This is a genomic window from Hydrogenovibrio sp. (genome assembly GCF_965140365.1).
Lineage (GTDB): Bacteria > Pseudomonadota > Gammaproteobacteria > Thiomicrospirales > Thiomicrospiraceae > Hydrogenovibrio.
The window spans coordinates 2,570,811-2,583,787 of sequence record NZ_OZ223196.1 but is presented as its reverse complement, the minus strand read 5'-3'; the positions used below and the strand labels follow the sequence as shown (position 1 = coordinate 2,583,787).

10 protein-coding genes are annotated in these 12,977 nt (G+C 44.7%); 7 read left to right on the top strand and 3 right to left on the bottom strand.

Annotation, left to right across the window (positions count from 1 at the left end; all coding sequences use genetic code 11):
• The first annotated feature begins 159 nt into the window (after positions 1 to 159).
• The 5 genes from AC0KH7_RS12185 to AC0KH7_RS12165 all read left to right on the top strand — a co-directional run bounded on the left by AC0KH7_RS12185 (position 160) and on the right by AC0KH7_RS12165 (position 7,643).
• The gene (locus tag AC0KH7_RS12185; protein ID WP_472373732.1) at positions 160 to 2,568 is read left to right on the top strand and encodes a PepSY domain-containing protein; all 2,409 of its coding nucleotides are present in this window, start codon (positions 160 to 162) and stop codon (positions 2,566 to 2,568) included.
• Positions 2,569 to 2,724: 156 nt separating this feature from the next.
• The gene (locus tag AC0KH7_RS12180) at positions 2,725 to 5,031 is read left to right on the top strand and encodes a TonB-dependent receptor (protein ID WP_472373731.1); all 2,307 of its coding nucleotides are present in this window, start codon (positions 2,725 to 2,727) and stop codon (positions 5,029 to 5,031) included.
• Positions 5,032 to 5,270: 239 nt separating this feature from the next.
• A complete protein-coding gene (locus AC0KH7_RS12175) occupies positions 5,271 to 6,311 on the top strand; it encodes a cytochrome-c peroxidase (protein ID WP_472373730.1) in 1,041 nt (346 codons plus the stop codon).
• 38 nt (positions 6,312 to 6,349) lie between these two features.
• Positions 6,350 to 7,114: a DAHL domain-containing protein gene (locus AC0KH7_RS12170; protein ID WP_472373729.1), complete on the top strand. Its 765-nt coding sequence runs from the start codon at positions 6,350 to 6,352 to the stop codon at positions 7,112 to 7,114.
• Positions 7,115 to 7,190: 76 nt separating this feature from the next.
• Positions 7,191 to 7,643, top strand: a complete 453-nt coding sequence (locus tag AC0KH7_RS12165) for a cupin domain-containing protein (protein WP_472373728.1) — start codon at positions 7,191 to 7,193, stop codon at positions 7,641 to 7,643.
• A 54-nt stretch (positions 7,644 to 7,697) separates the two neighbouring features.
• On the opposite strand, the gene AC0KH7_RS12160 is transcribed toward AC0KH7_RS12165, so the two are convergent.
• On the bottom strand, positions 7,698 to 9,737 hold the full coding sequence (locus AC0KH7_RS12160) for a M3 family metallopeptidase (RefSeq protein ID WP_472373727.1): 2,040 nt from the start codon (positions 9,735 to 9,737) through the stop codon (positions 7,698 to 7,700).
• Positions 9,738 to 9,904: 167 nt separating this feature from the next.
• Here AC0KH7_RS12160 and AC0KH7_RS12155 point away from each other — a divergent pair, with 167 nt between their 5' ends.
• Together AC0KH7_RS12155 and AC0KH7_RS12150 are read left to right on the top strand one after the other, a co-directional pair.
• Positions 9,905 to 10,342: a secondary thiamine-phosphate synthase enzyme YjbQ gene (locus AC0KH7_RS12155; RefSeq protein ID WP_472373726.1), complete on the top strand. Its 438-nt coding sequence runs from the start codon at positions 9,905 to 9,907 to the stop codon at positions 10,340 to 10,342.
• A 5-nt stretch (positions 10,343 to 10,347) separates the two neighbouring features.
• Positions 10,348 to 10,584, top strand: coding sequence for a hypothetical protein (locus AC0KH7_RS12150; RefSeq protein WP_472373725.1), 237 nt, complete (start codon positions 10,348 to 10,350; stop codon positions 10,582 to 10,584).
• A 7-nt stretch (positions 10,585 to 10,591) separates the two neighbouring features.
• Here AC0KH7_RS12150 and AC0KH7_RS12145 read toward each other — a convergent pair whose 3' ends face one another.
• Positions 10,592 to 10,840 (bottom strand): hypothetical protein, encoded by a 249-nt coding sequence (locus AC0KH7_RS12145; protein WP_472373724.1) that lies wholly within the window; start codon positions 10,838 to 10,840, stop codon positions 10,592 to 10,594.
• A gap of 195 nt (positions 10,841 to 11,035) precedes the next feature.
• A complete protein-coding gene (locus AC0KH7_RS12140; protein ID WP_472373723.1) occupies positions 11,036 to 12,826 on the bottom strand; it encodes a Na/Pi cotransporter family protein in 1,791 nt (596 codons plus the stop codon).
• Between the last annotated feature and the right edge of the window lie 151 nt (positions 12,827 to 12,977).

Genomic DNA, 12,977 nt, shown 5'->3' with positions numbered 1-12,977 from the left:
TCAAAGATGAGCGCCAATTTGAACCCAAACCAAAGCCAATGCCTTCTTGTTTTGGACCCGTTTAACGAAAGCTTATCATGCGCCAACTTCATGGTGAATGCATTGTGAAACCGATTTCAACTGGTGCTTCGCTCGACACGCTTGCACAAGAAAAACAAAATGACATTTAAAAACGCCTGGTTCCAAATTCATTGGATCCTTGGAATCACCGCCGGCCTGATCCTGATGATTGTCGGCACCACCGGTGCAATTTTATCATTCGAACGCGAAATCGTTCACCTACTGAACACCGATTTAATAACGGTTAAACCCCAACCAAACGCCACTCGGCTATCGCCGCAAACTTTGTTGACTCGCATCCAAACAGCCCATCCCGACCGAACCGTGAACGCCCTGACGTTTTCGAAAGACCCTTTCGAAGCGGCCCGCGTTAATTTTGCATTGCCCGGCACCGGCAAACGGGCGCGACGCGGCGAAACCCGCTATGTCGATCCTTATACCGGTCAAGTACGATGGCAGGATGAAATCGGTCACGATTTTTTTCATACGGTTATGGCGCTGCATCGTTGGCTCTTACTGGATAAACCCGGCAAACAAATCGTCGGTGCTTCCACGCTTGCTTTAATCGTGCTGGTGCTGTCAGGCCTCTATCTACGATGGCCGAAGACCTGGCACCGTCTCAAAACCTGGTTAACTTTCAACCCTCAAAAAACCGGACGCGGCTTCTTATCCGATCTACATGCCGTCATCGGCACTTGGGTACTGATTTTTCTATTACTGGCTTCTTTCACCGGACTTTACTGGTCCTACGACTGGTACCGGAGTGGCCTCTATGCCATCACCGGCGTATCAAAACCGGTACGCGGCGGTTCCAAACAGGCCAAACCCTCACCCCAAAAACAACCGGCCGGGCCATCATCAACCCAAGCCAATTCAATGCAAATCGACCAGGCCTGGCAGGCATTTGAACAACACCTTGCCACAAATGGATACCGCCACGCCACTTTACGACTGCCCAAAAACACCAACCGCTACGAATTCCAATATTTTGATCCACAGCCGGCACATTCCCGCGCCCGAAACACATTAGTTCTAGAAGGAAAAAACTGGCAAGCTATCAAACACCAACGTTATGAAGATAAAGCCTTTAACGAAAAAATCATGTCCAGCATGTTACCTTTACATACTGGCGAGTTTTTCGGCCTGCCTGGACGCATTCTATTATTCATCACCGCCTTATCATTACCCCTGTTCGGCATTACCGGCTTCATGCTGTATATGGATCGTCGTAAAACCGCCAAACTGCGTCGTGAAGCCAAACAACAAGCCAACCTCAAAACCGTGCCGCTGGCACAGGCGGACACGGTGATTGTCTATGCCAGCCAAAACGGCAGTGCCGAGCGACTGGCCTGGTTGACCGGGCAAATATTACAAGACACCGACCGAGCAATCAGTCTGACCGGTTTGGGGGAATTAACGCCCGAACAACTGGCCGACAAATCCCTGATTTTATTGATTGCCTCCACCTTTGGAGAAGGCGAAGCGCCGGACAGCGCCCGACGTTTTGTCAAACACCTTGAAGCCGTAGTCGATTTCAAACCCGACCTTCAATTTGCCGTACTGGCCTTGGGTGACCGCCATTACGAGCATTTTTGTACCTTTGGTTTGGCTTTGGATAACTGGATGCGCCAAAGCGGCGCAACCGCCCTTCAACCTTGTACGACGGTCGATAAATTAAATCCGAAAAACCTCCAGGCCTGGCAGAATTTGCTGATTCAGCTCGGCGGAAATCGCGAAGTATCCTTAATCGCGGAACCGGATGAATGGCGCTTAACCGAACGCACTTTACTAAACCCCGGCAGCCAAGGCATGCCGACCTACCATTTGTGCTTTGAACCGGCCAATGCAAAAACCGTTGATTGGCAAGCGGGCGATTTGGTTGAACTTACTCTGAAAGACAACCAAACCACCGAAACACGTCAGTACTCCATCGCCTCCATTCCGGAAACCGGCGGCTTACAGCTTTTGGTACGTCAAGTGCGTTTTGAGAACAATACACTCGGAAAAGGGTCCGGTTTTCTCACGGATTCACTCACGCACGGCCAAACCGCCTATCTGACCATTCAGTCCCACAGCGCGTTTCATCTCGATACCAACCATTCCGGCCCTTTGATTTTAATCGGGAACGGCACCGGACTGGCCGGTTTGCGTGCTCATCTGCAACAACGCATCCAGCACGGCCATTATCAAAACTGGTTATTATTCGGCGAACGCAACCAAGCTTCTGATTTCTATTATCAAGACGAGTTGAATGACTGGCTAAAAAACGGTCAGCTTGAAAAACTGACCACCGCCTTTTCCCGCGAGCAGGAAGGCTATGTTCAAGATAAGCTGCGCGAGGCCGGGGAAGAGATTCAAAGCTGGGTCCAGCAAGGTGCGGTGATTTTGGTGTGTGGCAGCGCCGATACTATGGCGAAAGCCGTCGACGATGCCTTGCAAAGCATCTTATCCCCTAACGATTACCAAACGCTTTTGGCACATAACGGCTACTTGCGTGACATTTATTGAAATTTTAAACGGTTTCCACCAGGCCTGGCTGTTGTTTTGACTGAAACAATCAAACAAAAAGCACCATAAAACAGCCCACCTGGTTCCCTTTTTTAATTTTCGTACGGCTTCTCATATGGAAACGATTTACATTTACTGAAAATTAAAAGGAAAACCATGAAACCCACAACTCAGAAAAACCGTTTATGGCGCGCATTAGCACTTCATAGCGGGTTACTCGTCACCGCAGGGTCACTGGCCTTAGCGCCAACGGTTTCTTTCGCCGAAACCGCTTCCGCCGTACAAAGCTACCAAATTCCAGCCGGAAACCTATCAACCGCCCTAGCTGATTTTGCCAAAACCTCCGGTCTGCTACTCAGTGTTGACGGCGCCCTGCTTGAAGGAAAAACCACTCAAGGCTTAAATGGACAATTTTCCGTTAAACAAGGTCTCAACCAACTGCTACAAGGCTCTCAACTAAAAGCGCACTTTGACGGTGACAAACGCGTTACCATCAATTCAAAAGACTATGCCAAATCAGAAACAACACTTAGTGAAATAACAGTTATGGGTGATTTACAACAAAATTCGCCCTATTTGACAGAAATCTCATCAGAAGATATGGAAAGGTTTCAGGCAAATTCAACCAAAGATGTTTTTACAACAGACCCCTCGGTTACCGTAGGCGGTGGCGGGACTCGCCAGACACAACGCTTATATTTACGTGGCATAGAACAAAGCAATTTAAATGTCACAATTGATGGTGCAGATCAAGGGCGAGCAACACATCCGGGGCAAGGCAATTTAATTCAGGTAGATCCTAGTATATTAAAGCAAGTTGAAGTGGATACAGCACCAGCCGCTGATGCTGGACCGGGGGCATTAGGCGGCGCAATTCGTTTTACAACTGTTGACGCTCAGGATTTACTTGATCCAGGAGAAAGCATTGGCGCAAAGCTTAGCTATGGTTACGGTTCAGCTTCTGAATATAAAAACCCAATTGCAACTGTATATACTCAATTTTTAGATAATATAGGAATTATGGCACATTATAGCTCTATTAAATCTGAAGATTATCGCATGGGAAATGGCGAAAAAAACAGTAATACAGCAGAAGACGCTGATGATTACTTGGTAAAACTAAGCCTATTGGATCAAAAAGGCCATACTTTTAAAATCTCTGCTGAACGTAATGAAATAAAAGGCCAAAGAGCTTGGAATAATTCAAGTGAAATAGGCTATCTCAATGAGTATGATAAAGCCTTAGCAAATATGAAAAGAATACGAAATACGGTGGGAATAAACTATCTTTACGAATCTCAAAATCCTTTAATCAACCCAGAATTAAAACTAAATCAATCAGAAATTGAATTTAGACGAACTTCTATGGACAACCAAGTCTCAAAAGCGACAACAGACGCTTTAAAAATGAATAACCAAGTTCGAAATTTCGACCTAAGAAACACGGCTAAATTCAATTTTTTAAAAAGCGAAAACCGTCTTACAATTGGTTTTGATTATAAAGATGAAAACAGTAAAGGGAGTTTTGCATCTCCGATCGAGTTTGGTAATTCTAACTTAGGTTTATATGTTCAAAATAGGACTAAAATCAATAACTTATCTTTAAGTATTGGTTTGCGACATGATTCTTATGACGCCGATCAAGGATTTGCCAAACTAAAAGGAGACCGTTTCTCACCGAATATTTCAGCTTCTTATAAAGCATGGAATGGCTTTTCTATTTTCGGAAGCTACGGTGAAGCCGTCAGAGCTGCGGGAGCGATACCCGTCGCATATCAGGCTCTTCATTTAGCCAATCCTGATGCTAAATATAATGGCAAAACATTGGATGAAAACCCCAGCGCATTTAAACCAGAAACTTCTGTTAGAAAAGAATATGGTTTCAACTATGAAGCCAAAAATTTAATTTCTAGAGATAATATCAAATTTAAACTGTCTATATTCGATACCAAAATTGATAATCTAATTGGTGCAGAACCTCCTGGCGGTACAAATATCTATAACCTGCCTGAAATTACCTCAAAAGGTTGGGAAGCCAGAGCGGACTATCAATATCAGTCAAAATGGATGACAGCTTTAATCTACAGTGATACGAAAGTCGAAGACAAAGATGGCGATTTTTATATTTCTTCTTCATTCCAAAGAAACGCAGCTAACCCAGGTCAACGACTCGTTTGGGATAACAAATGGAACTTTACTCAAAGCCTTTTGTTCGGTTACACCTTAACAGCTTCTGCTGACGTAAAAAACTCTGGTGAACTCTACCGAAAAGGGTTTGTCGTGCATGATATACAAATGATGTGGAGCCCTAACATTTTGAAAGGCTTAGAACTTAATTTAGCAGTAAATAATCTATTTGATGAAACCTATTCCGAAACAACTACTTTAGGTGACCTTGAAAACGATGAAGTCGTTTATGAACCCGGTCGAGATATTAGAATCCAAGCCAGCTATCGCTTTTAATCATGCATTTTTAATTGAACAAGTCAGCCTTTTTGGCTGGCTTAAAAAATAGAAAACTTTGCGCGAATTTAAAACCTTAACAAAGCAGTCATTAAAAGAAATCAATGAAACACTTTTAATTAGAAAGCTATTGGTGTTCCCGAATTCATTTTATCCATTAATAACCTTCTGCATTTGGATGAGTCAAACAAATCGCGACATGCATTAATCAAATCGACATTCACTAGGAAGTTAAAAGAATGAAAATATTGTTATTTTTAATTTTTTTGGTAACCGCTAGTACCGTTAAAGCACTCACAATTCCAAAAGATAATGAAGATAAAGCTTATTGGAATTTTATTAAGGCCAAAAATGAACCCTCTTTACTTGCAACAGGAAAAGATGGCCGCTTAGCAAACTCGCCTCATCGACCATTACCAACATATAAAGAGATCAATATTAATCATAAGCAAGCTATATTAGGTCATGATCTATTTCAAGATAAAAGCCTATCACTGGACGGAACTATTGCTTGCAGTTCTTGTCATAACGGACGTTCAGGAGGAGGTGATGGTCGCCCTGTTGCCATCGGTATTAATGGACAAAAAGGTGATATTAATGTTCCCACGGTATTCAATAGTGGATTCAATTTTCGTCAATTTTGGGACGGGCGAGCGTTTGACTTGGAAGAGCAAGCTCAACAACCTGTTGAAAATCCAATTGAAATGGGACACCACTGGCCTGATTTAATAGAAAAGCTCAGACAAACCAACTACCAGGCGCGATTTAATACTTTATACCCAGATGGCTTAACTCAAGAAAACATTGGGCATGCTATCGCTCAAATGGAGCGAGGTCTAATCGTAAATAATGCGCCTTATGACTTATATCTATCCGGTGATTCAAGCGCCTTATCTAACAGTGCTCTACGAGGTTTAGAACGATTTCAAAGTTATGGTTGTATCGCTTGTCATAATGGTATTAATTTAGGCGGAAATCTTTACCATAAATTCGAATTAACCCTTTATCACCCTAAAGACCGTGAAATAACGGAAGGAATTTATTCTCGAAGTGGTCGTAAAAAAGATAAAGGAATGATAAAGGTGCCCACTTTGCACAACATCATGCGTTCCTCACCTTACTTTCACACAGGTAGTATTAACACGCTGGATACCGCTATTAAAATGCAAATAGCACAACATACAAAACGTTCTGTTAACGCTGATGACATTAAAGATATTAAGGCCTTTTTAAAGTCACTTACTGGAAAAATGCCCCCTACAATTCGAGAAATCTTTTAACAAAACAAAATATTGCATCACGTATTCGGATAAAAAACATGAAAAATTTTAATAAGCTGTTGAACCGGTTATTCATTCGTGGATATTTAATCATATTGTTCACTAGCGCTTTAAGCGCCTGTAATCAAGAGACTTTCTCAAAGGATTCCATCAACGATAAACCACCGACACAAACAATCAATCCCTCTCACCACCAAGATTATCTTGAAGCATTAAGAAAAGTAACAAGTGCCCAACCAAAATTGATTTATGAAATGAACCGCATTCAAACAGGTGAAGTTGCACACTATGATTTTTTACAGTATGAACATATCGAACTCATTCGTCATGCAAAAGCTTTAGCTCATCCTCCTGCAGCATTGCCTGAGTCAGTACGGACTGATTTAACTCAACAAGCCCAAACATTGCTGCACACATCTAATCAACTTGAATGGGTTATTGCCGATTTTTTACGTTCCCATGCGCTGGTTCTTAGTGCACGCTACAACCTTAATGACCTTATCCAACAACAGGTAACCGAAGCGAATGGAACACAACTTACCACACTATTCGAACTGAATAGCCATGTAAACCGGTATCTAATACAACAAGCCAGTGAAAACGATTTACGGAATTTTATAGACAAAATAGAACATGAATCACTTCTAAAAGTAGCTGGTTTAATATTTCAAGTTAAACAACTCATTAACGAAAAACCAAAAGAACAAACTGCTTTTAAACAGTTGGTAGAAACCTCAGTTAATCAACAGGCCTGGCAATTAGCGCAAACTTATAAACAAACAATTAATCACTTTAAAAATTGAAAATTTTAATTACATACACCTTGTCGTATTTAGTTAATTTTATTTTTACTGTCTAATTCAACCAATGGAGTTTAATGTGAAACGAATTATTTTCTTAACTTTGGCAGTATTCACAAGCTATTCTGCTATCGCAAAAAATGAATCAATGCTGCTTAACACGGTTGAAGCCAACCTAGAAAAAGTTGAAAAACACCCTAAAAGCACTGGCACCATCGCTCAACTTGCCAAAAAGACCAATGGCCATAGCTTAATGATGTTACGTTCATTTAAAAAAGGAGAAGTTGGCTCCCCACACAAGCCCGGTAACAAGGCTGTTCGGGTTGGTATCGTTATTCAAGGCACTTTATATTATGGTGTAGGCGAAACCGTTGATCCAACGAAAGAAAAAACTTATCAACCTGGCGATGTAATCTTAATGGCATCAAATGACACCTACTGGATGGCTGCGCGCGATAATGATACAAGTATCATATTTACATTTATACCACCAGAACAACTTAATCCCGCATTGCTCAAACAAATGCAATAGTCAAAAAATCAATAAACCGCCCAGGCCTGGGCGGTTTTGGAAGCTGGACTAGGACTAGGCCGCTTTGATGCCTGAATGACGCAACAAAGCATCAATTTGCGGTTCCCGGCCGCGGAAGGCTTTGAACAACGTCATCGGATGTACCGAACCGCCGGCCGATAAAATGGTGTTGCGGAACTTCACGCCGATTTCTGGATTCAGCACCCCTTTTTCCTCAAACAGGCTGAACGCATCGGACGACAAGACTTCCGCCCATTTGTAACTGAAGTAACCGGCCGCATAACCGCCCGCGAAAATATGACTGAAGCTCTGCGGAAAACGATGATACGCCGGCGGTTGAATCACCGCCACTTCATCACGTACCTGCTTGGCCAATGCCAAAATCGGCTGCGGCGCGTCCGGTTGATAATCGGCATGAGCGAGGAAATCGAACAGGGCGAATTCCAACTGGCGCACCATCATCATCGCCGACTGGAAACCACGGCTTTGCTGCAAGGCCTCGAACAAATCGGACGGCAAGGTCTCGCCGCTGTCGATGTGCGCGGTGATTTCGTCAATGCCTTCCCGTTCCCAACAGAAGTTTTCCATAAACTGCGATGGCAGCTCCACCGCATCCCACGGCACACCGTTGATGCCGGACACATCGAAATGCTCCATTTCCGTCAACATGTGATGCAGACCGTGGCCGAATTCGTGGAACAGGGTCGTGACTTCGTCGTGCGTCAAGCAGGCCGGTTTGTCGCCGACCGGCGGAGTGAAATTACACACCAGATAGGCCACCGGTGCCTGTAAATCGCCTTTCGGGTGACGCCATCGGCTGATGGCCGAATCCATCCAGGCCCCGCCGCGCTTGTTTTCACGCGCATACAAGTCCAGATAAAAGGCCGCGATAGGCTCGCCGGTGGCATTCAAAATCTCGAAATAACGCACATCGTCGTGCCAAACCGGTACCGTTTGTTTTTCCACGACCTGCACATCGAACAAGGTTTGAGTGATTTTGAACAAACCGGCCAGCACTTTGGTGACCGGAAAATACGGACGCAGTTTTTCCTGCGACAAGGACAAAGTGGCGTTTTTGAATTTTTCCGACGCATAGGTCACATCCCAAGGCTGCAAATCGTCCAGCCCAAGTTCACGACGGGCGAAATCCGCCAGCGTGGCCAATTCCTCCTCCGCTTGCGGTTTCGATTTGGTCGCCAGATCACGCAAAAAACCGATGACCTGCTCGCTGGAATCGGCCATTTTGGTCGCCAGCGACAGCTCGGCGTAATCGTTGAAGCCCAATAACTGGGCTTTTTCGTGACGCAACTGGAGAATCTTACGGATATTGTCGGAATTGTCGTATTGCGGATCGGCGGCCTGTTCGGAAGCGCGGGTGGCAAAAGCGCGATAGACTTCTTCGCGCAAATCGCGGTTGTCGGCATGGGTCATCACCGCCAGATACGATGGAAAATCCAAGGTCACCAACCAACCGGATTGTCCTTTTTGCTGCGCCAACTGTTGCAACAAGCCCAAAGCACTTTCCGGCAAACCGGCCAACTCGACTTCATCTTCCACCGATTTTGACCAGGCCTGGGTACTTTTCAAAACGTTGTTGCCGAACTGACTGCTCAGTTGAGACAGTTCCTGAGACAAGCGTTTGTACTCCGCTTGTTGGTCTTTCGGCAAATCAATGCCGGACAAACGAAAATCGCGCAGCGCGTTTTCCACCACTTTTTTCTGGGCCAACGAATAAGATTCAAACGCTTCAGACTGGGCCACTTGTTCAAATTTTTTGAACAATCCTTTGTTTTGCCCGACTTGTGTATAGTAATCGGTGATGCTTTCCAAACAGCCGGTGTAAGCCGCATGCCAGTCATCGCTGTTTTTGACCGCATCTAAATGCCCGACCGGCCCCCAAACACGTTCCAGACGATTGTCGAGCGCTTCCAACGGCTCGACAAAATTTTCCCAACTTGGCTCGGCTGGATCCTCAACCAAGGCCTCAATGGCTTGCCGGTTTTCGGCTAAAAGCGTGTCCACCGCCGGTTGAATGTGTTCCACGTGAAACGATTGAAAATCCGGTAATTGGTCGATTTGCAGCAATGGGTTCATAAACAGTCCGATGTTTTTATATAGTCAAAAAGGTTTACAGGATTATACCGTTCACGAAACGGATGAAAAACCCTAATCATTGGAATCTTAGGGGCCGATTATATTTACCCTAGGCGTTGCAAGGCTTATATGCTAGATTTAACCTATTGAAAACGAACGAACACAGAATGAAACAAAGTGGATTTATGAAAACCTATCAAACGACTTTAACCTTTAACAATCCAAACCGAGGTACCTTCAATATTACGCCGGACATCAATCAGGTGATCGGAAAATCGGGCATGAATGTCGGATTATGTCATGTGTTCTGCCAACATACCTCGGCGTCGCTGATCATTACCGAAAATGCCGACCCGACGGTACGCGAAGACATTGAATATTGGATGCAAAAACACATTGTCGACGGCGATGCCAATTATCGCCATAATTACGAAGGGGACGACGATATGTCGGGTCACATCCGCACCCTTTTAACGGAAACCAGCCATACCATCCCAATCACCAACGGGCAGTTGAATATGGGTACCTGGCAAGGCCTTTTTTTATACGAACACCGCACTGGGCGTTTTAATCGCCAAGTGGTGGTCACGCTTCAGGGAGATTAAACAAGATGATTAAGGAACCCGAGGTCAATGCTTCGCATTATGTACTGAAAGTGACTGGAAAGCATGGCTTGGTATTTAAAACCAAACACAATGATAAAGACTATCTGAAAAAAGTGGCGGAACAATTACTGGAACAGGAAGACGGCCATTTTACCGAATACGAAATCCATGTTAGCGACCACGCCAATACAGAAATGACGCAGCCGGAAAATCTGATTCACTACGTCAAACAGGATTTATAAAACCAACTTATTTGGCCTGTTCATATCCCATTTGCAACATGCAGTCTTCGTAGGACATTTGCCCGGACGTTTGACTGCGCAAATTGATTTGCGACACGCCGTTACGATCATCCCAGGCGCCCAGCGCTTCACCTTTGCAGTAATTCATATCATTACGAAATTGATCTTGGGTTTGATCGGCTTTTTTCACAAACTGTTTATTACCGCAAGCGCTCAGAGCCAATGCCGTCAATCCAATTAAGATTATGCGTTTCATGCGAATTTCCTCTTTTAAGAGAGCTTTGTACGAGTGGGGTGCGAGTAAAAAATGAGATAAAATTTTTCTGAATTAGGCGGGAAACGAAGCTAATAGCTGGCTATTAACGAGTTTTTCAACGACATTCAGGAAGATTTTAGCCATTTTTAGCCGTGCATCCACCTCATGCAAAGCTCTCTTTAAGTAATTAATTTTTCAGTTTTTATCTTGTTCCGTTGCCGTACTCATTTGATAACGTGCAATGCGTTTCGACAAGGTATGCATACGTTTGAATGCATCCACCAATTGCATTTCCAACCGAAAAATCATCATACGTTGCGCGTCGGCTTTCAGGTAACGTGCTTGGTGTTTCAAAGCTTCCTGAATCAAATGATCAATGGTCGATTTCACCGACAACACCAACATGGCTTTGTCTTCACTTTTTTCAGTGAGCGACAATAGTGCATTGTCCATCCCCTTCCCCACCTCTTTCGCCAGATTGCCGAGTAAATTCGTCATGGTTTCACTCGGTTTAAACTTGTTCTCGAAGGCTTTGTGTTTAGCGAGCACTATGCCATTATCGATGGTTTCCACCATCGATTCGAGAATATTAACCACCGTAATCAATTTCAGATAACGATTTTGCAAGGCTTCGTCCAGGTCCGCTTCACTGATTTTACCCAGATACAGCAGTATTTGATGCTGATAGCTCTTTAACCGTTCCACGTATTTATCTTCAAAGGTCAATTTATCCAACGTAATCGAATCGGCCTGGACGGCATGGTTGAAAAGACTGCTCAAGCGCTGCCGGAAACTGTCGATTTCCATTTCCACCGCATCCAGCGCCATCGTCGGTGCCGACAAAAGCCCTTTATCAAGAAACTTGGGTTTGATTTCGCGCTGGTTGGTTTCGTCTTCCACCACCGGATACAGCTTATAGACCGCCCAGACAAACAAAGGCACCATCGGCAAAAACAGTAACAAGGCGGACAATTTGAAAATCGTGTTGGCATTGGCGATTTCACGCGGGGTGTTTTCCGCTAAGGTGTCCATAGTGATGATATCCGGTGTAACCGACGGCGAAATAGACACTGTTAAATAGGCCAAAACGGAAATAAACGGCAACCAGATCAACACCCCAAGCACATTAAAGCCGACATGAATCATCGCCGAACGCACCGCATCGCGAGATTTTCCGATGGCGGCCAACATCGCCGTCACGCAGGTGCCGATATCCGCCCCCATCGACAAGGCAATCCCCGCCGGTAAGGTCAAAAAGCCGTTACTCGCCATCACAATCACGATCCCAATGGTGGCGGAAGAGGATTGCACCAGCGCGGTGAACACCAACCCAACCAGAATCCCATAAAACGGATTCTGCATTTCCACCATTAAATTCAAAAAGGGTTCGTAACTGCGTAATGGATACATGGCGTCGCTCATGACGTTCATACCAAAGAAAATCAAACCCAGTCCGAGAATCAATTCCCCCAGATGACGTGTTCGACTCAACTTACCCACAAACTGAATCACAAACCCGACCGCAATCATTAATAACGCCAGATTGGTGATTTTAAACGCCACGATTTGCGCGGTAATGGTGGTCCCGAGATTGGCTCCCATAATGACCCCGGCCGCCTGAGTCACCGTCATTAACCCAGCGGAAACAAACCCTACGACCAGAACCGTCGTCACCGAGGACGATTGAATCACCGCCGTGACCAGCGTCCCAGAAAGTGCGCCGGTCACACGATTGACGGTGAGTTTTTCCAACAATTGTTTCATGCGCTCACCGGCCACCGCCAACAAGCCTTTAATCATCAAATCGAGACCGAACAGGAACAACGCCAAACCGCCAAGCAACGACATAATCATACTTGGCCAATCCAATTCCACAACATAATCGTCCGCGGCCATGACCCAACCCGTCACACTGAGTAACAAGGTAAACAAAACGAGGGTTTTAAAATGTTGTCGGGCGTTCGAAGACAGTTCCATCGGGTTCATGACGAGATTTTCCGGCTTGAAAACTCCAATCCTATCCGAATTTTCGGCAAAGTAAACCAACTTACAGAACCCCATTGAAAATTTTTTCTGGTAACAGGATTAAAATTGGCAGAAAAACCGCTAAAACATTGACTCGCTGGCACTTTATGGT

Bases quoted from the DNA above. Each gene is read 5' to 3' on its own strand.
- AC0KH7_RS12185 (WP_472373732.1), top strand. From the start codon at position 160: ATGACATTTAAAAACGCCTGGTTCCAAATTCATTGGATCCTTGGAATC.
- AC0KH7_RS12170 (WP_472373729.1), top strand. From the start codon at position 6,350: ATGAAAAATTTTAATAAGCTGTTGAACCGGTTATTCATTCGTGGATAT.
- AC0KH7_RS12140 (WP_472373723.1), bottom strand. From the start codon at position 12,826: ATGAACCCGATGGAACTGTCTTCGAACGCCCGACAACATTTTAAAACC.
- AC0KH7_RS12155 (WP_472373726.1), top strand. From the start codon at position 9,905: ATGAAACAAAGTGGATTTATGAAAACCTATCAAACGACTTTAACCTTT.
- AC0KH7_RS12150 (WP_472373725.1), top strand. From the start codon at position 10,348: ATGATTAAGGAACCCGAGGTCAATGCTTCGCATTATGTACTGAAAGTG.
- AC0KH7_RS12160 (WP_472373727.1), bottom strand. From the start codon at position 9,737: ATGAACCCATTGCTGCAAATCGACCAATTACCGGATTTTCAATCGTTT.
- AC0KH7_RS12175 (WP_472373730.1), top strand. From the start codon at position 5,271: ATGAAAATATTGTTATTTTTAATTTTTTTGGTAACCGCTAGTACCGTT.
- AC0KH7_RS12145 (WP_472373724.1), bottom strand. From the start codon at position 10,840: ATGAAACGCATAATCTTAATTGGATTGACGGCATTGGCTCTGAGCGCT.
- AC0KH7_RS12180 (WP_472373731.1), top strand. From the start codon at position 2,725: ATGAAACCCACAACTCAGAAAAACCGTTTATGGCGCGCATTAGCACTT.